Origin of the sequence: Nitrosomonas ureae, assembly GCF_001455205.1 — a bacterium.
Lineage (GTDB): Bacteria > Pseudomonadota > Gammaproteobacteria > Burkholderiales > Nitrosomonadaceae > Nitrosomonas > Nitrosomonas ureae.
In genome coordinates this window covers 2,687,928-2,713,110 of the sequence record NZ_CP013341.1, presented here as the reverse complement: position 1 = coordinate 2,713,110, position 25,183 = coordinate 2,687,928, and the positions used below count along the sequence as shown (strand labels likewise).

The window sequence follows — 25,183 nt, the reverse complement described above, 5'->3', positions numbered from 1 at the left end:
TTATGGAAGCTCAGTAATGGATCTCAAATCATAAAACTTAATCCAGTACAGCCGTCGCCGGCGTATATTCCAATTTCAAATCGCGCGCTACTGCTTCATGCGTCAATCGACCTTGACAAACATTCAGGCCGTTACGCAAATGCGCATCTTCCATTAGCGCCTTACGGTAGCCTTTATTGGCAAGTGCCGCCACAAACGGCAAGGTTGCATTATTCAATGCGAAAGTGGAAGTCTTGGCAACCGCTCCCGGCATGTTGGAAACACAATAGTGCACCACGCCATGGACAGTAAAAAGAGGGTTGGCTAACGTAGTAGGTTTGGAAGTTTCAAAACACCCCCCTTGATCAATCGCAACATCGACCAAAACAGCACCGCGATTCATGCGTTTAACCATTTCATGCGTCACCAGCTTAGGTGCTGCGCCTCCCGGCAGTAATACGGCACCTATAACCAGATCTGCACTTGAAACAAGCTCTTCCAGTGCATCCACGGTTGAAAAGACGGTATTGATTCTGGAACCATACTGGAAATCCAATTGTTGCAGGCGATGGATCGATTTATCCAGGACTGTAACATGCGCTTCCACACCCATGGCAATACGTGCGGCATTGGTACCAACCACACCCCCACCAATGACTACGACTCGCGCAGCAGGAACACCGGACACTCCTCCAAGCAGCATGCCGCGGCCGCCTTGATCCAGTTCCAATGCATGGGCACCCGCTTGAATCGCCATGCGTCCGGCTACTTCACTCATCGGCGCCAGCAGTGGCAAACCACCGAAGCTATCGGTAACGGTTTCGTAAGCAACGGCGATACAGCCGGAATCTATCAATCCTTGAGTTTGTACCGGATCGGGTGCAAGATGCAGATAAGTGAATAGCACTTGACCTTGACGCAGCAACGAAATCTCATTAGGTTGCGGTTCCTTGACCTTAACAATCAAATCCGCTTGGGCATAAATCTCCTGCGGCGTCTCCACGATCTCCGCGCCTGCACTTTGATACTTGCCATCATCCAAATCAATCTGTATTCCGGCATTCTTTTGCACCATGACCTGATGGCCATGCGCAACCAGCTCGCGCACTGCAGTTGGTGTCAGCCCCACACGGGATTCATGGATTTTAATTTCCTTCGGTACACCGATACGCATTTGATTTACCAATCCTATTCACTAAATGATTCCACCATTGACACCAATATTTTGCCCTGTAACCCAGCGTGCTTCATCACTCGCTAGAAACAACACCACCTGGGCAATATCATCCGTTGCACCGATTCCCCCCAGTGCAGCCATTCCGGACATACGCGCTATGTCCGCTGCAGTTTTTCCCGTGCGGAATAACTCCGTATCTACAGGGCCGGGTGAAACGATATTGGCAGTGATGCCGCGCTTTCCTGCTTCACGAGCAAAAATTCGCGTCAACTGTTCCACAGCAGCTTTGGTCGCGGCATACGCACCGTATTTAGGTAACATCAAGCGCGTCACGGTACTGGAGATAGTGACAACGCGACCATGATCCGCCAGTTTAGCGGCCGCTTCACGCAAGGTATAAAAAACGCTCTTGAAATTGATATCGACGATGCGCTCGAATTCTTCGTTGCGGATTTCAGAAATTTCCTTAAACAGCAGGATTCCAGCGTTATTGATAAGAATATCGATTTGATTAAACTGTTCAGCGGCTGCAGTGAAAAGCTTTTGTACCGCAGCCGGATCACTGACATCGGCCTGCACCGCACTGCATTCGCCGCCTACCTTGACAATAGCCGCACAAACTTTATCTGCCGCCATTTTGTTTTCTACATAATTGACGACAACCTTTGCCCCCGCACGGGCTAGGGTAAGCGCAATTTCCGCTCCAATTCCCCGGGCAGAACCCGTAACAATCGCTACTTTTCCATGTAAGGAATGCATCGCAAATTTTTACCAGGAGACAGTGTGCATAACCGATTTACTTGGATTGGCCATAGCTTTTAAGGAATTTCACGATACTCTGATGATTTTGTTTTTCAGCCCAAGCCAAGGCATTGTCGCCATGCTCATTTTTAACCGTCAAATCTGCACCATTCTCGAGTAGCATGGCAACCGTATCCAAATGATTCTCTCTGGCCGCCATCATCAACGCTGTCGTCCCATTGTCCGTTGCCGAATTAATATCGGCACCGCCGCTCAATAACAACCGGATGATCTGCGAGTGCCCGCCGGATGCGGCGTAGATTATAGGGTTCCATCCGTCATGATTGATTTCCGCACCCTTGATATAGAGTTGTTTTACCAGCTCGGTTTGGCCCTGGTAGCTAGCCAACATAATGGCTGTTTCACCATAACCGTTCCGAATATCCAGTTTAGCGCCTGCTTCAATCAAGATCTGCGCGAGCTTCAAATTTTTATTTTTTGCGGCAATCATCAGTGGCGTGTAGCCTTCATTATCGGAAATATCAGGATTAGCGCCTTTATTAAGCAATTTAGAGACCTCGAATAAGTTGCCTTTTTCTATTGCCCAGATCAAATCTTCCTGAATACCGGCGGAAACAGTCAGTGGCCAACTGAGAAATGCGATTATGAATAAAGCCAGAATATGCAATCTAAGTAGGTAGGCCATTTCTAGGAATTTTAAATAAATTGAAAAAATTATTTGTGGTAGCAATAGCAATGTCATTTAACTCTGCTGCGCGTAAACGCGCGATCTCTTCCGCGACATGTCGCACAAACGCAGGCTGATTCTGTTTGCCGCGAAATGGCACCGGAGCGAGATAAGGCGAATCGGTTTCAATCAGCATTCTATCTAACTGAATGCTCTTGGCAACCTCTTTTAGTGCAACCGCGTTTTTAAACGTCACGATACCTGAAAATGAAATATAAAAATTCATTGCAATCGCTTGCTCGGCAACTTCGCGGCTTTCGGTAAAGCAATGCATCACCCCCCCTACCTGGCTAGCGCCCTCCTCCCGCATAATGCGTAAAGTATCTGTCGCAGCGGAGCGCGTATGGATGATCAAAGGCTTGTTGACCTCCAGTGCGGCGCGAATATGCTGACGAAAGCGCTCGCGCTGCCATTCCATATCTCCTTGCAGGCGAAAATAATCTAAACCGGTTTCACCGATGGCAATGACTTTGGGGTGATGAGCCAATTTTGCCAATTCATTCGCGTGTGGTTCAATCTCATCCTCGTAATCAGGATGCACACCCACTGAAGCAAACAGATTGTGATGCGCCTCCGCCAATGCACGTACTCGTGGAAAATCAGGCAAATTCACACTGACGCATAACGCATGCGTCACCTGATTTTCCTGCATGTTAATGAGCAGTTGATCAAGATCTTTGGCAAGATCGGGAAAATCCAGATGACAATGAGAATCTATAAACATGGCAGTAAAAGAAGTTAAAAGTTACCGTGCTCCGCGCACTGCGTCAGCCCAGCAATTGGGCGTTTCAAACAAGCGCACCTGCTCTAATCGTAGATGGTTGCCATAGCTATCCCGGTAAGCATCATCCAAAATGTTAAAAGCGATCAGCGCCAGATTCTCCGCGGTAGGCTGAACATCCAGCACAACCGTCTTATGATCTTCAATGGATTGCAAAAATTGCAAAACTTTCTTATCCCCGGAATAAACCAGGAATGCATGATCCCAGTGATCCACCAAAGTGGATTTGGCAATTTGCTTCACTGCGGCAAAATCCATGACCATGCCTTGCTGTGCTACGCCTTCGTCAGCGATAATGTTACCCGACAAAGTAATTTCAATACAATAGCGATGTCCGTGTAAATGTCGGCATTGGCTGTTATGCGTTGAAATGCGATGGCCCGCGTCAAATTCCAACTTGCGTGTGATTAACATAGGTACAATTTTGCTAACGCTAAATAAATGAGATTGTAACATTGCAACCGAAACCTAACTTATTGAATACCATTAATCACAGCCGCGACAGTGCCGGACTCACCTATGTTTATCCGGTAATATCGCGTCGTGCGGGCGGAGTCTCAATCGGAATTAATCTGAATCCTAATAATGCCTGCAACTGGCGCTGCGTATATTGCCAGGTGCCGGAACTTAAGCGTGGCTCGGCTCCTCGCATTGATCTGGGCAGATTGGAATCCGAGTTACAATTATTCTTGCGCGATTTGATTCATGGCGATTTCATGCATAAGCAGGTTCCCCCGGAAGCCAGAAAAATCCACGATATCGCTTTGTCCGGAAACGGTGAACCCACCAGTGCAAAAGAATTTGATCAAGTTATCGAGTTGATTGGTCGCGTCAAGAAAGACTTTGCATTACCGGAAAATTTAAAAATCGTATTAATCACTAACGGTAGCCTAATTTATCGGCCTACTGTACAAGCGGGCCTAAAACAGATGGCTGAATTAAATGGCGAAGTCTGGTTCAAATTCGATCGCGCATTGGCAACAGCGAGACAATACATCAACAATACATCGATCAGCCTGAGGAAAATCAATGATCATCTGCGAATAACCACTTCATTATGCCCCACCTGGTTGCAAACTTGTGTTTTTCAAATAAATGCCATGCCCCCTGCCGAAGAAGAAATAGTCGCCTATTTGAACTTCTTGCAACAACTGATTAATAATAAAATTCCACTCAAAGGAGTTTTATTGTATGGCATAGCGCGACCCTCCCTGCAACCCGAAGCAGTGCAACTATCAACCGTGGATGAATCCTGGCTAAGCGCATACGCAAAAAGAATTGAAGCGTTGGGTATAGCAGTGAAAATTAATCCATAGGATCATCATTCGAATTTTTTGCTGTGACGATGCATTGAACTTAATGTAGCCAATTTACAACAAAATGAAGTCCCTTGATATTAATCAATATTTATATTCTATATAACTGATATTAATGTAAAACACGAGCAAGTATCCGATCAGAATCTATAAAGAGATTATATCCGGACTTTAAGAAAAGTGCTTATCGCTTATAATGGCAACCCAGATTGTTCAAGAAGTACTCTGCCAGCAACAATGTTTGCCTCTGTAACACCGTATTCACCCCAATAACAGGAGTTTTGTAATGAGTTCATCGCGCATGTCTTCTTTTTCAGCAGAGCCTTCCGCTGAGTTAAGAATACATTGGATAAAAAAAATGCAACATAGGTTATTCAATATCGGCTTTAGTATTACTGCTGCTATGTGCTTGGTTTCTCAAGCCTATGCAACAAACCCGGCGCCCGCAAGCGCCGGCTCGCCTCCCCTCGCAGCACCGCAAGCTGCTGCAGGTCAATTCGATATGTCGAAGGTACCTCCGGTCAGTCCGGCATCACGTCCCGGCTTATTTATGTTACCTCCTGCAGGTCCTGGCTATTTTTCACTATGGGATTTAATTACCGGCAATAAGCGTGAAAAACCACCCGTTGCACCCTACGCGCCATTTGCGCTCTTAACCACGCCGGCATATGACATAGACTTTCGTTATCTGGACAATCCGGAGCATGAAAAAGACCTGTTTGATCCGGTTAAGAGAATTCACTTAGCCAGCGATTGGTTGCTATCCTTTGGCGGAAGCTTCTGGTATCGCTACACTCATGAAACCGACAGCCGATTGAATGCGGAAGGTACTAATAACGATTTCCATCTGCTACGTACACGTTTTCACGCAGATTTATGGTATCGCGATCGTGTGCGCTTATTTGCAGAACTGATTGACGCACGCGCTTTTGGTTCGGAACTGCCTCCGCTGGTAACAGACAGGAATCATGCCGATATTTTAAATATGTTTGCCGACATCAAGCTGGCTACCGTTAATAATGGTCCGGCATACATTCGTGTCGGTCGGCAAGAGCTTATGTATGGCTCACAAAGACTGATCTCCACGCTGGATTGGGTTAATACGCGCAGAACATTCCAAGGTGTGAAAGCTTTCTGGCGTACGGCAGAATGGGATCTGGATGCATTCTGGATGCGCCCGATGGTTATTGAGAAAGGTAATGTCGATAATTGGGATACGCAGCAAAACTTTTTTGGCTTGTGGGCGACGAATAAGCCAAAACCTGGGCACTTAATCGATCTTTACTTCCTGAGCTTAATCAATGACCGTAATCTTGCAGCGACTAATGTGCTTGCAGGAAATATTCTACAAGGCAATGCGGATACGCATACGATTGGTGGTCGCGTTGCTGGAAATTTTGACAATTTCTTGTACGAACTGGAAGGAATGTATCAGTTCGGTCAGCGCTCCAATCTCGATATTTCCGCTTTTGCGGTAGCAACCGGCCTTGGTTATCGTTTACCGCTACCGATGAATCCGCAAGGCTGGATACGTTATGATTTTGCATCCGGCGATAGCAACTCTAAAGATGGCAGAAGCAACACATTCAATCAGTTGTTTCCATTCGGGCATTACTATCTAGGTTTCCTGGATCGCGTCGGGCGCCAAAATTTACATGACATCAACGCTCAATTTACTATGCAGCCGATGCCATGGATAACATTCATTACGCAATACCACCGTTTCTATTTGGCTAACAACCGCGATTTTTTATATAACGCTGCTGGTCTGGCAACACTACAGGATGTCACAGGTCAGTCAGGCAGTCATATCGGAGATGAACTGGATTTCCGCCTTAATCTCCACATAAATCGTCATCAGGATGTATTAGTGGGGTATTCAAAAATGTGGCGCGGTGAATTTCTGGATAAACAAAGACCGGGAATTTCCCCTGATCTTTTCTATGTTCAATACAATATTCGTTTCTAGTTTTTTATCAGAACCTAACGATAACGTCAGTGGGATTTAACTGCCGTTATCGTTAAAATCTTTCTTATTGCGATCTGCATGATATAGAAATTTAAACTGCGCCATTACGCTGATTCAAAATAAAGTCCCGCACGATCTTGATCTGGTTATCATCCATCAGCATGGGAGCATGACCAATACCCGGCAATTCTACTACCTTGGCCTTTGCGCCACGAACTTGCATTTGCGCAGCCGTCTCTGCCGATAGAATATCGGATTCCATTCCGCGCAATACCAGTGTCGGAACATTGAGCTGATCCCATTGTGCCCACAGATCAATATCTGTGATCTCATGCGTTTGAAAACTCACTGCAATTCTTGGATCGTAGCGAAAGCCGTATGAGCCATCAGGGTATTCACGGGCACTATGAATTGCCATATGAGTCCATTGCGCATCGGTTAAGGGACCAAATGAAACTGAAATCAGTTTCATGTAATTCTTAAATTCTTCAAAACTAGCAAAGCGGGGATCTTTACCCACATATTCGGCTATTCTTTTTAATGCTACCGCAGAAATTAACGGACCTAGATCACTGATCACCAACTTGTTGATCTGCATGGGTAAATTTTTCTGCAAAGCCAGCACCATGCCAATCAACCCACCCATGGAGATACCCACCCAATCCAGCGTTATTGCCGTTGTGTATTGAGATTTAAGGTGGTTCAATAGCGATATCGCATCCGAAAGATACAAAGGATAATATTCATAATCCTGCGCCTCCTGCAGCCAATCACTTTGACCTCGACCCACCACGTCAATGCAAATTACCCTACAATCCGTTTGCAGCTCGTGCGCGAGATAATCGAAATCACGGCAATTACGTGTCAATCCATGAACACAGATCACAACATGAGGATTCTCGCGGTCACCCCAGTCAGTATACGCAATATGATGCGGCTTTCTTGGTTTGTCATCAGCTGACAAAGTAGGTACAAGCAATCGATTTACAGGTATTTTCATAAGTTTAATATGTACTGTCTTTTAATTCTAAAAACAATGCATTAACTGCAATCGCAATAGAGTATGCGAAATTTCATACAATCATCCTGATCATCAGTATAAATAGCATCGATTTAAAAACTGTAGAAGCTGGTTTTTTAATGACTTGCTCAAGACTTGTTCACAATTTTTGTTGCATGCGGAATATAAGCCGTGTAAAAATTTTAACGCAGCATTGGATCATTTTCTCAAATTGTCAAGCCACCTTAAACAAATCTTGAGTAGAAGTAAAATATGAAATTATCTGATCTCTATTGGTATCGCATTACTCCTTTGCATTTTCTTTTGTGGCCAATAAGTGTTCTCTATGGTTTTTTCTTGACACTGAAAAAACTGTGTTATTGGTTGGAGATTTTGCCTTCGGTCAAATTACCCGTCACTGTTATTATGATCGATAGTATCAGTGTCGAAGATGGCAGCAAAACACCTTTATTGCTTTGGTTAGTGGATTGTTTGATAACTCAAGGCTATCGACCAGGAATTATAACGCGCGACAACTCCGATAGACCAAACTTGCCACATGAAATAACTTGCGAGAGTGATACACATAGTGTCGATGGAAAAACATTTTTGCTGGCTCATCACTGCCGGGCATCCTGTCCGGTATGGGTTGGAAGCGATAGAATAGCCACCGCCCATGCATTACTGAGCGCTCACCCGGAATGTAATATCATCATCTGTAATGGAGGTATGCACTATTATCAACTTGAACGCGATGTAGAAATCATAACGGTCGATTTCAGTGCACATAGTTTTGGCAATGGACTCTTGGTACCCGCAGGGCCGCTACGTATCAATCTTAATCAGTTAAAAAAATCCGATATTCTCGTAACAAATGGAAAACCCGATCATCCTCGAGATATGAGCAAGTGGGGTAAAACCTACATTATGCAGCTGGCAGATGAAATGGTGTATAACGTGCTTAAGCCCGAGATCCAACAATCCGTTTCCTGCTTTAAAAATAAGCATCTACATATTGTAACCGATGCTAATAACTCTCGTTGGTGCTTTGATCTCATGCAAAACAAAGGTCTCCATGCAAAATTGCATTCTTATGCGGAAAATCATCGATTTAGTCAGCACGAGATTAATCTCCCAGAAGCCGATGCTATCCTCATGCCGGAAGAAAATGCGCTGCAGTGCAAGAAACTCGCCAATGACAAGCTTTGGGCTTTGCCAAGGAAAGCCTGGATTAATAACGAGTTGCTAGAGATTATAATAAAAAAACTTGAAAATAAGAATTAACCCTATGAAATCATCTCATCAATTTATAAGAGAAATCAGGCCACAAGAAATTGTAAACAAGGTTCTCTACTTAAATTGGAATCTGGGAAAAATTCAAACCGGAGCGCTAGACAGAAGAGCAGAATCTGGTTTTCTTTGAAGGAAGTGTGTAGAATCCTGCGGTTTTCCAATTCAGAAATTAAGTGAGTTATTAATCTGTGGCATTCTACGTACAAAAATATGGCGGCACATCAGTCGGAAGCACCGAACGGATAAAGAATGTTGCCCGTAGAGTGGCAAAATTTCATGCACAAGGACACCAAATTGTAGTTGTTGTTTCAGCCATGAGCGGTGAAACAAATCGCTTAATCGCTTTGGCTCATGAAGTGCAAGTGAATCCGGATCCACGGGAATTAGATGTCATGATCTCCACCGGCGAGCAGGTGTCCATTTCATTATTGGCAATGGCATTAATGGAACTTGATATCCAAGCCAGAAGCTATACAGGATCACAAGTCAAAATTTTAACTGACAGCACACATACGAAAGCTCGAATCTTAAATATCGATGAAGACAGGATCCGGGCTGATCTTGCTGCGGGTTATGTAGTAGTCGTAGCTGGATTTCAGGGTGTAGACGAGCAAGGCAACATCACAACGCTTGGCCGCGGCGGATCCGATACAACCGGAGTTGCACTGGCCGCAGCTCTGAAAGCGGATGAATGTCAAATTTACACTGATGTTGATGGAATTTACACTACGGATCCACGTGTTGTAGCAGAAGCAAGAAGGTTAAACACCATAACTTTTGAAGAAATGCTCGAAATGGCAAGCCTTGGCTCCAAGGTCTTGCAATTGAGATCTGTCGAGTTTGCAGGAAAATATAAAGTGAAACTGAGAGTCTTATCAAGTTTTGAAGATGAAGGCCAGGGCACTTTGATTACTTTTGAGGAAGATGAAGATATGGAACAAGCGGTTATTTCAGGGATCGCATTTAATCGCGACGAAGCAAAAATTACTGTATTGGGTGTTCCAGATCATCCTGGGATTGCTTATCAAATTCTTGGTCCCGTAGCAGATGCCAATATCGATGTGGATATGATCATACAAAACGTTGGTCATGATGGTCTAACAGACTTCTCATTCACTGTTCATCGCAATGAATTCAACAATACGATGAATATTTTGAAAGAAAAGATTCAACCTCATATTGGTGCACGTGATGTACTCGGAGGTGATAGAATTGCGAAAGTATCGGTCGTAGGTGTTGGAATGCGCTCGCACGCTGGCATTGCAAGCAAAATGTTCCGTGTGTTAGCGGAAGAAGGAATCAATATACAAATGATCGCCACTTCTGAAATAAAAATTTCGGTTGTTGTCGATGAAAAATATATGGAGCTGGCCGTTCGGGTTCTGCATAAAGCGTTTGATCTTGAGCAAGCACCTTAAACTAAATCAGAAGAATTGAGCAACAAACTATTATACGACTGCATTCAACAGATTAACGGAGAGATGGCCGAGTGGTCGAAGGCGCTCCCCTGCTAAGGGAGTATAGGCACAAAAAGCTTATCGAGGGTTCGAATCCCTCTCTCTCCGCCAGATATGTAATAAAATCAATAACTTACGTATTGTTTTATAATCTGACCTACATAAAAACCAAAAATAAAAATCTCTTTATTAGGGTATTCCTGCCGGTTCGGTATCACCCCAAACAACCTAAAACCCGCCAGCAAGACTCACAGGTCACGCGCACAGCGGAAACAATGAAAGAGCTCAGCGTATCCGGGGCTTAGTTTCTGGCCTAGTAATAGCTTCAGGTTAGTTAAATAGTACTCGATCAAAAAATTAATTCATCATTTGTTATGACTATTCGTTCATATTCTATTGTATTATTTTCGATAATACCTATTCGTGCAATTAATCAATAAAAGTACTTGTTTAATAATTTACCTGGAGTAAACATGAAGCGCGTACCTAGTGAAATTACATTTGGATATAAAATTTTAGAAATACCTACGCTAGCAGAAATGGGTATACCGCTGGCTGGATTAAGCGATGTTGTATTTGATAGTGAAACCGAAAATTGGAGTAATCCAGAATCGTGTTGGATTGATAGAGGAGAGCCTATTCTTAGTTACAGCATTATTAATTATAGTAATGCAAAAAAAACTATGTTTTCATTTATGAATGACCCCGTTAATACAGAAAAGTATGAAATTACTGCGCCAATCTCGGGAATATTTACAAAAATTTATCATCAAAGAACACAAGAATATTCTTTAAATTTCGATACGGGTCTTCAATATCAATGGACTAAAATTTTTGGGTTTCCTGTAATTCTCATTCCAAATGAAGAACCACTTCCGGAACATCATAATTTTTATGTATATGATGAAATCTCTTCACATTTTTATTATAACTTCGACGCTATACTGATTCGTGATCAACACAGCGTCAACCCTGAGAGACTTCGAAGTTACATTGAGAGAAAAGAAAGCGGAACCCGTCAACAATACCTAAATTGGTTAAATGAAATCAAGCAACGGGAAAGCAGTAACTTTAGAAATTATAAAATTAGAGAAATATCTGAAGAAGATAAAGAACTTGTTAACAATATTCAACAACTTAGAGCAAAAGATCTACAATTAAGAAATAAGCTTGCTCATATAGCCAGAGATTTCGGCGAATCGATTTAAATCAAATTCGTTAAAACCCTCCAAAACGCTCTATAGCGCGTTAAAATAACGCGCCTTATAATACCTTTACCAACACGGCGGATTCAAGTTTGAAGTGCAATTTTGAATAACGCAGGTCATGGGGGTTGGATGCGGTAGCATCTGAGCCTTTTTGACCAGTCAGTCGAAATTGCAAAGATGAACTACACACACCTAACCCAAGAAGAACGATACCAGATATACGCCTTGAAAGACCTCTGCACAACCGCAAGAATTTTGCTGTAGTGACAGAGAAAATTTTCCAAGTGACACTTGTTGCACGTCACTTTAATAAAAAGTGAAGTTTTTTCCTTTTTTTAGGTGAATTTTTCCCCCTTATGTAATATTTGGACGGATCGCTCCCCTTAATGGTTGGTCTACGAAGATTTTGTTGGCTGCTTTCTTTAGATTCATGCAGATACTTTTCAGTATGACTTGGGCGTTGACTTTCGTCGTACCGAAGTAGCTGGCGCGTCCCATTCTGAATAAGCGTTTGATTGTGCCGAAACACTGTTCGACAATATAGCGTTTTTTACTGATCAATTGATTCGCCAGCTTCTGGCGTGACGAGAGGGGTTTATTCTTGTACGCGCGATGCATGATTGCGCTCTTGATCTTTTGCTTTCTTAGAAATTGCCGATTGGCATTGCTGGCGGATCCCTTGTCGGCATACACCCGATTCGCCTCGATATGCGCACCATCGATAGCGGCTTCGAAATGCATCATTTCGCTCTGGTTGGCAGGGGCGGTGTGAACCCCGCGCACATAGCCGTCTTGTGCGTCCACCACCAGGTAACTGCGGTAGCCAAACTGCGACTTCCTGCCTTTCTTTAGCCAGGTCGCATCCGGATCCGCGCTTTGTTCTTCGATACAGTTGATTCCAGGCTGACTACCATCTTCAAACTGAACAACCTTACCTTCTTCGGCATCCACTTCCAGTGTGATGGTCTTTTTAGGGCGTGCCGCTGACTCAATCAGCGTGGCATCAATGACCGCTCCTGTCGCACCCTTGATCATCAATCCGTGGGATTGAAGCTGTTCATTAATAGTGGCCAGCAGATCATCTAGCCGGTCGTTGGTTATTAGTCGGTTACGGAACCGGCACAAAGTGGTTTCGTCCGGTATCGCATCCGACAAGGACAGTCCGCAAAATTGCAGAAAATCAATGCATACACACAGTGCTTGCTCCAACGCAGCGTCCGATAAACTATGCCACTGACCTAGCAGGATCGCTTTGAACATCAACAACCCATCAAACGGCTCTTGGCCTCCACCATGCGATAACTCGCGCTTGTATAAACCCGTAAGTTTCGGACGTAATTCCTCCCACTCAATTAAGCCTTCAATCTTCAACAGAACATTATCTCGATTCAATCGCTCTGCTAATTCCAGTGTTCCAAAACTCATCTGCATCTTTTGCTCCAGCTGTCTTTTAACCTCCTCTATTTTAGTTGGTTATTGCACTGCCAGGCGAGGTTGTGCAGGAATCTTCAAAGAGTTACTTCATCTTAGAATATTTAAATGTTTCGATGTAGGCGTCATGTAGGGACTATGTAGGAATATTCGATCAATCATGGATTTTCGCACCAGGTTCAAATAACATCCCTAGAAATGGATTATATTGAGCTGGCGTCAATATCCGTTGCAAATAATAGACACTGATTCTTCGAAAGCCTGATTAGCCCAACGGATCCACATAATGCTTGTTTGTGATAAACCACGTAGTTAGTAACGCCCAATACTTTATCCGTAACAACGTCACAACCCAGCATTGATGAGGGTTCCAGCATTACTCTTCTATTGCCTGTTACTGTTACTTTTCCTTTCGTTACTTTACCCTTTAAAGGCTGCCGAAAGGAATGGTTCTGGAATATGACTCAGCTATGCTAGTGTTAATTTGACAATTGACCAATCGATAGAGTAGCGGACTTTTAATCCGTTGGTCGCGAGTTCGAATCTCGCACGGCCTACCAAATAGAATAGGGGTTAGGTTAAACGCTAATCCCTTTTTTATTTAGAGCATAACAAAAAATTCAAAGTTAAATTACTTCCAGCATAATCGGAGGCTTATCGCTGGAGCCCCTTAAAGGGGCTGTTTGTGAGCCGCTAAAGCGGCACCTACATACCCAGTTTCAACTGATCATAACGTTCATCTTCCTTTTCCTGATCTCGGATATATGCTCTGACCATCTCTTCATCCAGACCTACCGTTGATACGAAATACCCACGAGCCCAAAAACTTTCTCCCGTTAAATTCCTTCCTCTGCCCAATTGACGCGCAATTGCTATCGCACTTTTATCTTTGATAAAACCTACTACATGCGACACCGAGTACTTGGGTGAAATACTTATACACATGTGAATGTGATCCAGCATCAAATGGCCTTCCACAATCGCGCTTTCCTTCTGATTTGCCAGATCGCGCAACACTTCCCCTATATGCTTCCTGACCTTGCCAAATAGCAGTTTCTTTCGCCGCTTCGGAATAAATACCACATGATATTTACAATCCCAGCACGTATGGCTCAAACTTTGGTACTCCTTCATCTTTGACTCCTCGTCTCCTGGTTGGGACGAGAACGTTACGACGACTGCCGTAACGGTCAAACCTTGGGGAGTCCCCCGGAAAAGTCAGGGGTTTACCTATTATTAATTATACTGTTATCTAAATACAGCACTTCGATATTTCCCGGATATCAAGCAAAATAAATCGATTTTTCGGCTCTGGACCGAACTTATGCAGAACTCTTCCTGGTAATTATCCTCTACGCTTTACGTTGTAAAGCGGATTCCATGACAATGCCTCAATGGAAAGCAAAAGTGAAGGTGCATCGTCCAAAATTTCAAAACGCGGCAACACGGAATTCAGGAGATTTCTGAAACTTCTGACAGAGAAAGCAGTATAGACTGAATTATTCCTACTAGTGCAATTTACTATGTACTATGCTATTCGCTACTTTGTCGCATGGATTCCATATTTTGACAGCACATGTCACAAAAGTTATTTACTAGTTGTGAACCATTCTTAGGTTATTGCTTGGTTTCAATTGTCCATAGTGGGTTTTTTTTGGGAAAAATTGAATATGAAAATAAACATTACAAAAAAAGAGTATAGATTGTTACTCGATATTCTCTATCTCGGAGACTGGATGTTAACTGCACATGACCAGGAAGAATTGCCAGAAAAGGAGAAGTATCAAGATGTAATCCAGAAATTTTACTCATATGCTGAAGAAATGGGTTACGGGAATTTGATAGAAGCTGATAAAGAATCAAATAAATATTATGAAACACGAGAGTATGAAGATACGAGCGAAGTTAGCGAAATCATTGAAAACTATGATAATGCTACATTCTGGGAAGAATTAGTGTCAGAACTTGCGATGAGAGATGCTAAAGAAACTGAAGGAATTGATGCAATCAAAAAAATGTCACCTGAAAAAAGAATAGAATTATTGCACTCATTGGAAGAAAAATATCATGAAGAATTTATGGCTAATGATCTAACTAATCTTAAAATCAAGAAATGAGGTACGATCATAAGCTGTACTGATTTACCATTGCTGTAGGTATAATGGAAAGCCAGAGAATGTACATTTTATTAATTGATTTCAGGAGAGATTATTATCTTTGCTAATTTTAAATTTAATGCGATTGCAATAGCATTTTTTGCTTTATCGTCTACTACTTACGCAGCTGATTATGTCTATTAGACGAGTCAAGAACCTTGGGCAAATAAGACAAACGATAGCACGATGTCAGCAGTATTCGGTGCGACCAACTGGAGTAAGTCCGGGTATAACATTGCTGATTTCAGTGGGGCGAAATTTGTATTTCTTGTTGGAAGCGACAACAATGCAAACGAGCTTTCGTCATTTATTGGGGGCAATCAAAGTTTCCTTGAGAACTATGTTGCAGGAGGTGGCCATCTATTTATCAATTCAGCCCCTAACGAAGGAGGAACATTTTCATTAGGATTTGGTGATACTCTAAATCATGACTTTGCTCATCAGTCTACTCACAGTTCTGTTGCAACTATCAATACCGCAGGTGTATCAGCTGGGCTCACATACGGCGACATTGCAACTGAATACACAGGAAACTTCTTTTCTCATGCAACGGTAACCGGTCCTCTCACAAGTCTAATTGACGGGTCTGCAGGAAGTATATTTAGTGTCATGGATTGGGGTAGCGGATTCGTTGCTTTTGGCGGGCAAACAACAACAAACTTTCACGATCCCGTAGTTGATGCAAGGGGTCTATTGGCCAACGAGCTGGCGTACGTTGCCTCCGTTCCTTTTGTCTCTCCGCTTCCTATTCCTGAACCAGAAATTTATGCCATGTTATTGGCTGGACTGGGGCTGTTGGGTTTCGTAGCACGACGCAGAAAAGAATCAGTCATTTAAATTAGTTTCAGATTTAAACCAGAATGAGGGGTTATGCTCCCGGTTTTATTAGTTATTCACGCTCATTCCCATACAAATGCTTTAGAAGGTCTCGCAAGCGTATGCGAGTTATTTTTTTTAAGCTACAGCTAGCAAATTTAAAAGGCCACGCCCACCATACTGAAAAACAATAGCCTTTTCTTCCCAGGATTATTTAACGATCGAGATAGACCCATTATTAGTCGGGTAATAATTTAAGGCATTGCCAAGTTATCTCTCGCACGACCGCTTCTCAGCACAGCAGGAATATTGCTTCAAAAACTATTTTAGGAATTGCCCTCTTCGGCATTTCTAAATGATTAGTTGCAAAATTAAAGAAGTAAAGGAATCTTCCGATATTTTTGTATTTGGTAAAAGGTGCTTCAATGAGAATCATAGTCAGCGCTGCAATCATGACAATAATAGTTGTTTTAAGTGGTTGTTCAGGCATGTCAACACGGGATAGAAATACAGCTTTAGGGGCGGGTGTCGGAGCTGTCGGAGGCGCCGTCCTTACCAATGGCAGCACTCTGGGAACGATTGGAGGTGCAGTTGTAGGTGGTGTTATTGGTAACCAAATGGGTAATGGCAAGCACAAAAAATAACGACTTCAATCAATATTCGCAAGGTTGCTTACAGGATCAAGGTTAAACGTGCCCGCTTTTCGGCTACTATGTAAGATATAGATTGAGATAGCGCCCGTAGCTCAGTTGGATAGAGTACTTGGCTTCGAACCAAGTGGTCGTGGGTTCGAATCCTGCCGGGCGCGCCATTAAGTAAAATCCGTCGTTACATCCATTCCTATGAGCACTACCGCATCACCTTGCGTATAAGTATGAAAATTACCGTGAACACCGCCATCCGTCCCTTCGCTCAACAATCCCGCTTCAGGTAGAGCACAATTATTCTCCCGCGTAAGTTATCGATTGGAACATCTTGAAATCAGGCTCGGCGTCCTTTGCCCTTGAATTACTCCCGAATACATCGATTGCAGATTCCTGCAACTGCTACTTCCATACCGAAATCTGATTCGGATGCACATCAAATTGTTCAGCTAACTTAGCAAGTGACTTGTCACCCTTGATGTGCAACTATAGCCATCCTGGCTTTGAATCCCGCTGCGTGATTCCTTCTTGTCCTTCTCATACTCTCGCTCTTTTTTACCATCTATTACACGATTTGGGTTGAGCATAAATAACGCTTAACGGACTGTCTGAATTTTTAAGACCACTTCTCTATCTAGGACCTAGAAAATACCATAGGATCAGACCAATTATAGGCAGAAGCAATATTAGTACTATCCATAGCACTTTGTTTCCTGTACTCGCTGAACTTTGTACAACCTTAACAATCGCCCATACATTAAGGACTAATAAAATAAGACCAGAAAAGCCACTTACTTCAATACCCATGATTTATTTCTCCATATTTATTAAATTAATCAAATTTTTGAATCAATTCAGAAGTAATCAACTAATCCAAATAACTTTGGGTAAAAACAGGAAGAGAAAATTACCAACATAACATTTGGACCTCTCCTAGCATTTTACTCAAAACAAGCGGCTTAAAACAGATAACTGGCATGTCTATAGGTGGCGAATTACAATTCACGCTGCCATCGGTGTATGAAATAAATCTCGGCAATGTGATTTCCCCCGGTACTCGTTGATATTCGCCTTGCCCAGCACATCATTTCCGCTGAGGCTTCTTGCCAATGCAGCGTGAACGCGGTAACCGTTAAAATAGCCTTTTAAGGCATCGAGTTTCTTTTTTAAATCGTGTGAGAATCTGATCAAGACACTCGCGCCTGAGAGTGCCGATTAGCCTTTCGACGAATGGATGTGATACTGGAACGTGCGGGACCGTTTTGATTTCGTTGATCTCCAGTATTCTCAGATTGGCATGCCATCGATGAAAAGTAAAGAAGAATCGATCGAGACCAGTTAGGTTAGGAGCGTTTTGCCGGGATCGGTTGATGCTTAATGAGTAGGCTGTCTGCCACGATGGTCCGTGTCCCACCCGGCTCCTCCAGTTTCGCGAGTGTGGTAAGAAAATGCACAACAAGTAAAAGAACAATTCTCATTGATCTCGATAGTACGCGTGTTCGAGATAATTACAAGGCTGGTAACGGGATTAATTTTTGGCGAGAATTAGTAATTTGCCATGCACAGCCTGGCTATGCCAGATTGTGAAGGTGGATTGTTAAATTTAATTAAATTTTTTAAATACTTAAAAACTAGAAGTTAGAGCGTAGCCTTACAAAGCGTTCATGTACTCGCAATCGCAATGATTGATTAGTTCGATTTAGGTTTTTTATTTAACAATTTTGATTACCGCATTAAATTTATAATGAAAATAAATAAAAATCATCTCAGATCTTTTTGGGGAGTATTTGGTTTAGTTATTACTTTTTTTGTAGAAGATATTAAACTTTTACTTCATGACCCAACCTATCTTATTTTCGTCCTATATTGTGTTGTCGTATTTACAATATATAGTTTTGGTAAATGGTTAGAATTAAGTAAAGAAGAGCTTGATCAAGAAGAGATGCAATTGAAAAATGAATATAAGTTAATCAAGGAAATCAATAATTTAATACCAGAAGATCTTTCATCTTTCATTTAAAGTAATGCGTCCTGATGAAATACTTAGAAACTCAGAGCGCCCATATTTCAATACATATATTAATCGCCATGCAATTCCATCTGAATTAAGTTCAGCAAATATAACACCCTATACTGAACAAGATTTGACCACATTAGTCGAACAAGGTAACAGTATCCTATTGATTGGCAACCCTACCGAGGGTAAAACACGCACCTTGCTTGAAGTTATTCGAGACCTAAAAAGTTTCGTTGTTATTTGCTTACGTTTAGATAGATCACCGAGTAATAATGCATTGGAGCTACTGAAAGATAAAAAAGTGTTGTGGTTACTTGACGATTTAAATACTTATGATAGCGATACTTATGATTTTAATTATGCCGATTCAAATATGAAGTGCAACGCCTGATTTGAAGAATACCTGATTAGGTGTTTGGTATCCAAGCCGTTTTCTAGGTCGATTGTTCAATCTTTCCATTGCTGTATCCATTTCCTGTTGTGTAATAGTGGTGAAGTCCCTGTTTTTGGGGAAGTACTGCCGAATCAGTCCATTGGTATTCTCGTTCGTCCCTCGTTCTCATGAAGCGTAAGGGTGGGCGAAATAGAAGTCCGCATCCAGTTGTTTGCTGATCTCATCAAATCCGGCGAATTCCCGCCCGTAGTACATTCGGAGTAATGAAAGAGTCAGCGCTATACCTCAGAATATTTGATACCTATCAACAAACTGTGAGGACATCAATATGACTGACTCTACTCATATCAATCCAGATTCTATTCTCGTGGCTATCTGGAGTTGGAGTTGTCCCCTTTTGGCGGACATTTTTTTCATGGAGTCGAGAGAGTCTCGACCTGTAAAAGCGGATTGCAGTTTATCGCGATTTTATTTTTCTCATTCAGTTTTCTCTCAAAATTGTTGGGTGATAAGTATCCCAGCCCGGAATGCCTGCGAGTTGGGTTGTACCATGACTCGATCCAGGTGAATATGGCCAGCCTTGCTTCAGTTTTATTTTTCCAGGAGCGCCTATCGATCAATTCACATTCCAGGCTGGCAAAAAAGCTTTCAACCATTGCATTGTCATAAGCATCACCCACACTTCCCATGGAGGGATGCACACCCATTTCCCTGCATCGCTTGCCGAATTCAACACTGGTGTATTGACTGCCCTGGATGCCCTTCTAAATGTCAAGCAGCAATTTGGATACTATTGATAAGATTGTTGCGTTTTTTCAGAATGTAATAAACTTCTCGCGCAATATAGCGTTTAAGGCACCGCAGCGCCTCAAGTTTCGTATGCCCTTGTGTCAAACTTTTATCAACGTACTCTTTAGTTTTATTGTCCGTCCTCAGTCGTCCAATAGCGATAATATGCAGTGCACTATTAGCGGCTCTGTCACCGCCGCGATTCAATCTGTGTCTATTGACCTTGCCCGAGGAAGCAGGAATTGGATTTACACCGCATAATGCGGCAAAGCTAGCTTCGGATTTTAATCGATCCGGATTGTCTCCCGCGGTAATGAGTAATTGTGCAGCAGACTCATAACCAATGGCTTTACCTGCAATCAGATCGGGAGCAAGTTCATCAACTATGGCTGAGATCATGACATCCCGATCCGCAATCTCATCATGCAATTCCAGATATCGCCGTGCAAGAGATTTCAATGCGATTTTGTATGCAGTTGATATATTACGATACCCGCCCAGATCTGGCCGCCAAGTGACAAGAGTACGGATTAATTGCATGCGAGTCAGTGCACGGAGCGGTTCCCGAATCGACTCTGGTGCGGAAATAATATTCATTTGGATCATTTGGAGTGCGATACGTCTAGCTGCAATGGCAGTCTTCCTACATACCTTTAGAACTCGTAACGACTCCACCATGCCATCTCGTGTTTTAGGTGTGACGGTTCGTATTCCAGCAAATGCAGCATGGGCCGCATTTTCCGCATCGATTGTATCGTTCTTGCCGCGTCTGCGTCGATCCATTTTATCAGGTGAGGTAACTTCTAAAATTTCGACGTCAAACTGCTGCAGATACCTTAGCAAACCCGCACCATAAGTCCCAGTGCATTCTATTCCAATGCGCTTGACCTCACCAAAAGATTGCATCCAATTCATCAGCATTGATTTGTATCCTTGCCGTGTTGTGGAGAAAGAATTACTGGCAAGCACTCGATCGTAAGTATCGACTACGGCTGCGAAATGTATGTCTTTGTGGGTATCAACTCCTCCAACTATGCCATGATGATTGTCATCCATTCTCAGCTCCCTATTTTTGAATGATGTTATTGATAGGGATTCACCGAAACCGATTGCCGGGACAAGACAGTAATGAGATAAGCGATCAGGCCCTTCTTGGGTCACAGACAATGGCGAGGTGAAACCTCACCGATAGATATTGCCAAATAACCGACAGATCCAGGGAATGACACTATTGACGGTCTATCGCTGTGAGAGTCAGGAAACTTGGCAATTCTTACGGTACCAGAATTCCAATAATTACTCATTCAATGATTGAGTCAAATCATTATTGAAATCTGGTGCAAGTATTCTTACTATCGCTGTGGTGAATCACTTTGCCCGGTTTACGAGTGATTAACGCCATGTTCAACGCACTGATCACCAGGCTTGCTGTCATGGTTTCACCGAAAGACCAGCCCACTACCTTACGGCTGAATACATCGATGACCACGGCCAGGTACAGGAACCCTGCCCAGGTAGGAATGTAAGTCATGTCCGCAACCCATAGTTGATTGATGCTAGTTGCCTTGAAATGGCGTTGCACTAAATCCGGTGCAGGGCGGTCACGCTTATTCCGATGAGTCGGGATCACAAAGCCTCGCCTGCGACTCACCCCTTTAATTCCAGCTTCACGCATCAATCTGCCTACGCGCTTATGATTGACCCTGACTCCACGATCGGCTAGCTCAACGGTAATGCGGGGGCGGCCATACGTACAATCGCTGGTACGGTATATGGCCATGATCTGCTCGATCAATCGACAGTTGGTAATGGCCCGTCGGCTGGGTGTGCGTTTTGCCCAGTCATAGTAACCGCTGTGCGATACACCGAGTGTCTCGCATAGAACACGAGCCGGAAATTGGGCCCGGTTTGCCTTGATTAATTGGTACACTTTCCCCATCAATCCTTGTTGTTTGCAAACCAGGCCGTAGCCTTTGCCAATATGTCACGCTCCATCTCCACACGCTTGAGCTTCTTACGCAATTCCAGCAGTTCCTGCCGTTCGTTGGCACTCAAGGAAGCAACACTCGATGTCGCAGCGAAAGCAATTGCCTGGCTTGATCTAATTGGTACACCTGCTGCTCGACACCAGGTTTGTATCGAAGTGTAGTGGCATCCAAATTCCTTGGATAATTGCTTGGGGCATTTGCCTAATGCTACCAATTCCACCATCTGTTGGCGTAACTCAGGTGGGTAAGCAGGTTTGTAGTTTTGTGTCATCTTACTTCTCCTTTAAACAGAACATAATGTGTCCGTTCAAAGGGGGCAACTCCAACTCCAACTCCATATATCTGGTATCGTTCTTCTCGGGTTAGGTGTGTGTAGTTCATCTTTGCAATTTCGACTGGCTGGTCAAAAAGGCTCAGATGCTACCGCATCCAGCCCCCCTAACCTGCGTTATTCAAAATTGTACTTCAAACTTGAATCCGCCTTTGATTTTTCTGGATCGATTGAATGAATACCGCTATTCCTCGTATGCAGACAATCGGGAATTGCAAGCATGCTGCGCTTGAATGGTAAGGTCATGTATCCTCTGAATAGTCTGAAACACAGCAGGACAAATTAATTTTAGTTGGTTATTCTCACCCGCACGTTTTATAATCCGCACGCATTAACGACCTAATAACGGGATGATCAGTATAAAATTATTGACTGAGCATTCTTTCCAAATGACATGAACCCAAATCTGAATCAGCTGCAACCCTACCCCTTTCAAAAACTGCGGTCATTACTCGATGGGGTGGTACGCAATGAGGCATTGAGTCCGATTGATCTGCAAATTGGCGAACCCAAACATGCAACGCCTGACTTTATCCGTCAAGCCATAGTTGATAATCTGGATGGTCTATCGACATACCCGACGACGCTGGGAATACCGGCGCTACGGAATAACATCGCGGCATGGATAAAACAGCGTTTTAATTTGCCGGAAATCAATCCGGATACTGAAATTATTCCTGTCAATGGCAGCCGTGAAGCGTTGTTTTCTTTTGCGCAAGCAACGATAGATCGCAGCGCTGGATCCCCGGTAATCATATGTCCCAATCCGTTTTATCAAATTTACGAAGGCGCCGCGTTATTAGCAGGGGCGACACCGCATTTTATCAATACGCTGCCCGAAAATCGTTTTCGATTGGATTTCTCGCAATTGAGTAATGATGTCTGGTCGCGCACGCAATTGATTTATGTTTGCTCGCCCAATAATCCGACGGGTGCAGTCATGACACTGGAGGAATGGCAGGAACTGTTTGCACTGTCCGATCGTTATGGTTTTGTAGTCGCTGCGGATGAATGTTATTCGGAAATCTATTGTGATGAAACGAAACCGCCATTGGGCGCGCTGGATGCTGCACATCAACTGGGCCGCACAGGTTTTCCGCGCTTGGTGGCATTCAACAGCTTATCGAAACGTTCCAATGTGCCGGGAATGCGCTCCGGTTTTGTAGCCGGTGACGCAGCAATATTGAAACAATTTCTGCTGTATCGGACTTATCATGGCTGCGCCATGAATCCTGCAGCTCAGGCTGCCAGCGCAGCGGCCTGGAATGATGAAAAGCATGTGGTGGAAAATCGCCGGTTGTATGCGCAAAAATTCTCTGACGCGCTGGCGTTACTGGAAGATGTAATGACCGTGCAAATGCCGGACGCAGGTTTTTATTTGTGGATAAAAACACCTATCGGCGATACCGAATTCACCAAACGATTGTATCAAGATTATAATGTGACGATGCTGCCAGGTAGCTATCTGGCGCGTGACGCACACGGCAGCAATCCGGGGAAAAATTATATTCGCGTTGCGTTGGTAGCTCCGGCGCAGGAATGTAGCGAAGCGATGCAAAGAATTAAAAACCTCGTGACTCAATTAAGTTGAGTCGACTGAATTTAAATTACTAAGGAAAATTATGAGTGAATTAAAAACCATCATTGAAGAAGCTTTTGAGCGCCGCGCTGAAATTACACCACGTAATGTCGATGCCAGTTTGAAGGAGGCCGTTACACAAGTGCTGACGATGCTGGATAACGGCAAATTGCGCGTAGCTGAGAAAATCGATGGTGACTGGGTTACGCATCAATGGATCAAAAAAGCAGTATTACTGTCATTTCGCATCGAAGATAACAATTTTATCAAGGGTGGTTTTTCCAATTATTTTGACAAAGTGCCATCCAAGTTCGCCGATTACAGTTCCAGAGACTTTCGTGACGGCGGCTTTCGTGTCGTACCGCCTGCAGCCGTGCGCAAAGGCTCGTTTATCGCTAACAATGTCGTGCTGATGCCCTCTTATGTCAATATTGGCGCGTATGTAGACGAGGGCACGATGGTCGATACGTGGGCCACCGTCGGCTCATGCGCGCAGATCGGTAAGAATGTGCATCTATCGGGTGGCGTTGGCATTGGCGGAGTGCTGGAGCCGGTGCAGGCCAATCCGACCATCATCGAAGATAATTGTTTTATTGGTGCGCGTTCTGAGATTGTGGAAGGCGTGATTGTCGGTGAGAATTCCGTGATATCCATGGGGGTGTATATTGGTCAAAGCACGAAAATTTATAACCGTGAAAGCGGGGAAATAAGTTATGGCCGCATTCCGCCGGGATCAGTCGTGGTATCGGGTAATTTGCCAGCAGAAAATGGGAAATACAGTTTGTACTGCGCCGTAATCGTGAAGCAAGTAGACGCAAAAACCCGTTCAAAGACAGGAATTAATGAATTGTTGCGCGGAATATAAAAGAAGTATCCCTTATAAGCTGGATAACCCCCTATTACGGGGGTTTGTTCTTGATTATTTTATGGTGACCTGGTTATCAACATTCTTGACCCCATCCACGATCCAGGTGTGCATATTAGTGCGGGTAATCTGATCTTCATTACGAGCGACACCCGTGAGTGTTACATGCCCTTCGTTAACTTTGATTTCAATGCTGGCGCCCTGTAAAACCGGATCCGATTGAATGGCCTGGGTAACGCGGGCAAAAATGGTCGAATCATCGTAAACGAGTCCGGGAGGGGGCGCAACCCAGGACGGATGGGTTCTTTCCGCGTAGTTTTCACACCCTATCAGAAAAAAGATGCCTATCAGCAACAAAGCTGAAGTCAATAATTTAAAAAAAGTCCTCATGGTCGTCTATCCTATCAATGTTTGTTCCACAGGTATTTTGTAATTCTTCTTATACGCTGATGAAAATTGATGTCATTCATCCAGCATGAATGGAATCATAACGCTACCGATAGG

The 25,183-nt window shown here is 43.6% G+C and carries 27 protein-coding genes, 2 tRNA genes and 2 pseudogenes; 14 read left to right on the top strand and 17 right to left on the bottom strand.

Features of this window, described 5'->3' with window-relative positions; translation table 11 throughout:
• Window positions 1–37 precede the first annotated feature (37 nt).
• From ald to queD, 5 genes are read right to left on the bottom strand one after another with little or no spacing between them, the layout of a single operon-like run.
• Window positions 38–1,153: an alanine dehydrogenase gene (gene ald / locus ATY38_RS12640; RefSeq protein WP_062559615.1), complete on the bottom strand. Its 1,116-nt coding sequence runs from the start codon at window positions 1,151–1,153 to the stop codon at window positions 38–40.
• Between the two features lie 21 nt (window positions 1,154–1,174).
• A complete protein-coding gene (locus tag ATY38_RS12635) occupies window positions 1,175–1,915 on the bottom strand; it encodes an SDR family oxidoreductase (protein ID WP_062559614.1) in 741 nt (246 codons plus the stop codon).
• Between the two features lie 37 nt (window positions 1,916–1,952).
• Window positions 1,953–2,603: an ankyrin repeat domain-containing protein gene (locus tag ATY38_RS12630; protein WP_062559613.1), complete on the bottom strand. Its 651-nt coding sequence runs from the start codon at window positions 2,601–2,603 to the stop codon at window positions 1,953–1,955.
• Window positions 2,587–3,369 carry a TatD family hydrolase gene (locus ATY38_RS12625; protein WP_062559612.1) on the bottom strand — a complete coding sequence of 261 codons (783 nt, stop codon included), beginning with the start codon at window positions 3,367–3,369 and terminating at the stop codon, window positions 2,587–2,589. Before ATY38_RS12625 ends, ATY38_RS12630 begins: the two co-directional genes overlap by 17 nt.
• Window positions 3,370–3,390: 21 nt before the next feature.
• On the bottom strand, window positions 3,391–3,840 hold the full coding sequence (gene queD / locus ATY38_RS12620; RefSeq protein WP_062560207.1) for a 6-carboxytetrahydropterin synthase QueD: 450 nt from the start codon (window positions 3,838–3,840) through the stop codon (window positions 3,391–3,393).
• A gap of 41 nt (window positions 3,841–3,881) precedes the next feature.
• On the opposite strand from queD, the gene ATY38_RS12615 reads away from it, so the two are divergent.
• Both ATY38_RS12615 and ATY38_RS12610 read left to right on the top strand, forming a co-directional pair.
• Window positions 3,882–4,742, top strand: coding sequence for a radical SAM protein (locus tag ATY38_RS12615; protein WP_062559611.1), 861 nt, complete (start codon window positions 3,882–3,884; stop codon window positions 4,740–4,742).
• 286 nt (window positions 4,743–5,028) lie between these two features.
• On the top strand, window positions 5,029–6,711 hold the full coding sequence (locus ATY38_RS12610; RefSeq protein ID WP_062559610.1) for an alginate export family protein: 1,683 nt from the start codon (window positions 5,029–5,031) through the stop codon (window positions 6,709–6,711).
• Window positions 6,712–6,802: 91 nt separating this feature from the next.
• On the opposite strand, the gene ATY38_RS12605 is transcribed toward ATY38_RS12610, so the two are convergent.
• The gene (locus ATY38_RS12605; RefSeq protein ID WP_062559609.1) at window positions 6,803–7,711 is read right to left on the bottom strand and encodes an alpha/beta fold hydrolase; all 909 of its coding nucleotides are present in this window, start codon (window positions 7,709–7,711) and stop codon (window positions 6,803–6,805) included.
• A gap of 273 nt (window positions 7,712–7,984) precedes the next feature.
• Between ATY38_RS12605 and lpxK the strand changes: the two genes are divergently transcribed.
• The 4 genes from lpxK (at window position 7,985) to ATY38_RS12585 (ending at window position 11,669) form a co-directional block, all read left to right on the top strand.
• The gene (gene lpxK, locus ATY38_RS12600; protein WP_062559608.1) at window positions 7,985–8,995 is read left to right on the top strand and encodes a tetraacyldisaccharide 4'-kinase; all 1,011 of its coding nucleotides are present in this window, start codon (window positions 7,985–7,987) and stop codon (window positions 8,993–8,995) included.
• A gap of 197 nt (window positions 8,996–9,192) precedes the next feature.
• The gene (locus tag ATY38_RS12595) at window positions 9,193–10,422 is read left to right on the top strand and encodes an aspartate kinase (RefSeq protein ID WP_062559607.1); all 1,230 of its coding nucleotides are present in this window, start codon (window positions 9,193–9,195) and stop codon (window positions 10,420–10,422) included.
• 57 nt (window positions 10,423–10,479) lie between these two features.
• Window positions 10,480–10,572 (top strand) — tRNA-Ser (locus ATY38_RS12590).
• Window positions 10,573–10,934: 362 nt separating this feature from the next.
• On the top strand, window positions 10,935–11,669 hold the full coding sequence (locus tag ATY38_RS12585; protein ID WP_062559606.1) for a hypothetical protein: 735 nt from the start codon (window positions 10,935–10,937) through the stop codon (window positions 11,667–11,669).
• A gap of 354 nt (window positions 11,670–12,023) precedes the next feature.
• Here the strand turns inward: ATY38_RS12585 and ATY38_RS12580 are convergent, their stop codons facing one another.
• Together ATY38_RS12580 and tnpA are read right to left on the bottom strand one after the other, a co-directional pair.
• Window positions 12,024–13,100 (bottom strand): IS5 family transposase, encoded by a 1,077-nt coding sequence (locus ATY38_RS12580; protein ID WP_062559605.1) that lies wholly within the window; start codon window positions 13,098–13,100, stop codon window positions 12,024–12,026.
• A gap of 705 nt (window positions 13,101–13,805) precedes the next feature.
• On the bottom strand, window positions 13,806–14,234 hold the full coding sequence (gene tnpA, locus ATY38_RS12575) for an IS200/IS605 family transposase (protein ID WP_062559604.1): 429 nt from the start codon (window positions 14,232–14,234) through the stop codon (window positions 13,806–13,808).
• Between the two features lie 536 nt (window positions 14,235–14,770).
• Here tnpA and ATY38_RS12570 point away from each other — a divergent pair.
• Both ATY38_RS12570 and ATY38_RS16670 read left to right on the top strand, forming a co-directional pair.
• Window positions 14,771–15,217, top strand: a complete 447-nt coding sequence (locus tag ATY38_RS12570; RefSeq protein ID WP_062559603.1) for a hypothetical protein — start codon at window positions 14,771–14,773, stop codon at window positions 15,215–15,217.
• A 225-nt stretch (window positions 15,218–15,442) separates the two neighbouring features.
• Entirely contained in the window at window positions 15,443–16,093 is a 651-nt protein-coding gene (locus ATY38_RS16670; RefSeq protein ID WP_062559602.1) for a PEP-CTERM sorting domain-containing protein, read from the top strand.
• Window positions 16,094–16,364: 271 nt separating this feature from the next.
• On the opposite strand, the gene ATY38_RS16185 is transcribed toward ATY38_RS16670, so the two are convergent.
• Window positions 16,365–16,562: a hypothetical protein gene (locus ATY38_RS16185; RefSeq protein ID WP_162492208.1), complete on the bottom strand. Its 198-nt coding sequence runs from the start codon at window positions 16,560–16,562 to the stop codon at window positions 16,365–16,367.
• Between ATY38_RS16185 and ATY38_RS12560 the strand changes: the two genes are divergently transcribed.
• Both ATY38_RS12560 and ATY38_RS12555 read left to right on the top strand, forming a co-directional pair.
• Window positions 16,498–16,716, top strand: a complete 219-nt coding sequence (locus tag ATY38_RS12560; RefSeq protein WP_062559601.1) for a glycine zipper 2TM domain-containing protein — start codon at window positions 16,498–16,500, stop codon at window positions 16,714–16,716. The genes ATY38_RS16185 and ATY38_RS12560 overlap by 65 nt on opposite strands.
• Window positions 16,717–16,806: 90 nt before the next feature.
• Window positions 16,807–16,883: transfer RNA gene (locus ATY38_RS12555), tRNA-Arg, on the top strand.
• 169 nt (window positions 16,884–17,052) lie between these two features.
• Here the strand turns inward: ATY38_RS12555 and ATY38_RS16665 are convergent.
• The 3 genes and pseudogenes from ATY38_RS16665 to ATY38_RS16130 form a co-directional block, all read right to left on the bottom strand.
• Window positions 17,053–17,257, bottom strand: a pseudogene (locus ATY38_RS16665) (transposase); the annotation flags it as partial.
• An 89-nt stretch (window positions 17,258–17,346) separates the two neighbouring features.
• Window positions 17,347–17,523, bottom strand: coding sequence for a PLDc N-terminal domain-containing protein (locus ATY38_RS15575; RefSeq protein WP_074702310.1), 177 nt, complete (start codon window positions 17,521–17,523; stop codon window positions 17,347–17,349).
• A 195-nt stretch (window positions 17,524–17,718) separates the two neighbouring features.
• The gene (locus tag ATY38_RS16130) at window positions 17,719–17,907 is read right to left on the bottom strand and encodes a hypothetical protein (RefSeq protein ID WP_158441783.1); all 189 of its coding nucleotides are present in this window, start codon (window positions 17,905–17,907) and stop codon (window positions 17,719–17,721) included.
• A 553-nt stretch (window positions 17,908–18,460) separates the two neighbouring features.
• On the opposite strand from ATY38_RS16130, the gene ATY38_RS12550 reads away from it, so the two are divergent.
• Window positions 18,461–18,736: a hypothetical protein gene (locus ATY38_RS12550; protein WP_062559600.1), complete on the top strand. Its 276-nt coding sequence runs from the start codon at window positions 18,461–18,463 to the stop codon at window positions 18,734–18,736.
• A gap of 4 nt (window positions 18,737–18,740) precedes the next feature.
• Window positions 18,741–19,124 (top strand): hypothetical protein, encoded by a 384-nt coding sequence (locus ATY38_RS12545; RefSeq protein WP_062559599.1) that lies wholly within the window; start codon window positions 18,741–18,743, stop codon window positions 19,122–19,124.
• A 416-nt stretch (window positions 19,125–19,540) separates the two neighbouring features.
• On the opposite strand, the pseudogene ATY38_RS12540 reads toward ATY38_RS12545, so the two are convergent.
• The 4 genes and pseudogenes from ATY38_RS12540 to ATY38_RS12525 all read right to left on the bottom strand — a co-directional run.
• Window positions 19,541–19,882, bottom strand: a pseudogene (locus ATY38_RS12540) (transposase); the annotation flags it as partial.
• Window positions 19,883–19,898: 16 nt separating this feature from the next.
• On the bottom strand, window positions 19,899–20,972 hold the full coding sequence (locus ATY38_RS12535; RefSeq protein WP_062559443.1) for an IS110 family RNA-guided transposase: 1,074 nt from the start codon (window positions 20,970–20,972) through the stop codon (window positions 19,899–19,901).
• A 268-nt stretch (window positions 20,973–21,240) separates the two neighbouring features.
• Window positions 21,241–21,855 (bottom strand): IS3 family transposase, encoded by a 615-nt coding sequence (locus ATY38_RS12530; RefSeq protein WP_062559598.1) that lies wholly within the window; start codon window positions 21,853–21,855, stop codon window positions 21,241–21,243.
• On the bottom strand, window positions 21,855–22,175 hold the full coding sequence (locus ATY38_RS12525) for a transposase (RefSeq protein WP_062559597.1): 321 nt from the start codon (window positions 22,173–22,175) through the stop codon (window positions 21,855–21,857). Before ATY38_RS12525 ends, ATY38_RS12530 begins: the two co-directional genes overlap by 1 nt.
• Window positions 22,176–22,629: 454 nt before the next feature.
• On the opposite strand from ATY38_RS12525, the gene dapC reads away from it, so the two are divergent.
• Window positions 22,630–23,826 (top strand): succinyldiaminopimelate transaminase, encoded by a 1,197-nt coding sequence (dapC, locus tag ATY38_RS12520; RefSeq protein ID WP_062559596.1) that lies wholly within the window; start codon window positions 22,630–22,632, stop codon window positions 23,824–23,826.
• Between the two features lie 31 nt (window positions 23,827–23,857).
• Window positions 23,858–24,679, top strand: a complete 822-nt coding sequence (dapD, locus tag ATY38_RS12515) for a 2,3,4,5-tetrahydropyridine-2,6-dicarboxylate N-succinyltransferase (RefSeq protein WP_062559595.1) — start codon at window positions 23,858–23,860, stop codon at window positions 24,677–24,679.
• A gap of 54 nt (window positions 24,680–24,733) precedes the next feature.
• Here the strand turns inward: dapD and ATY38_RS12510 are convergent, their stop codons facing one another.
• Window positions 24,734–25,069: a BON domain-containing protein gene (locus ATY38_RS12510; RefSeq protein ID WP_062559594.1), complete on the bottom strand. Its 336-nt coding sequence runs from the start codon at window positions 25,067–25,069 to the stop codon at window positions 24,734–24,736.
• Window positions 25,070–25,183: the final 114 nt, after the last annotated feature.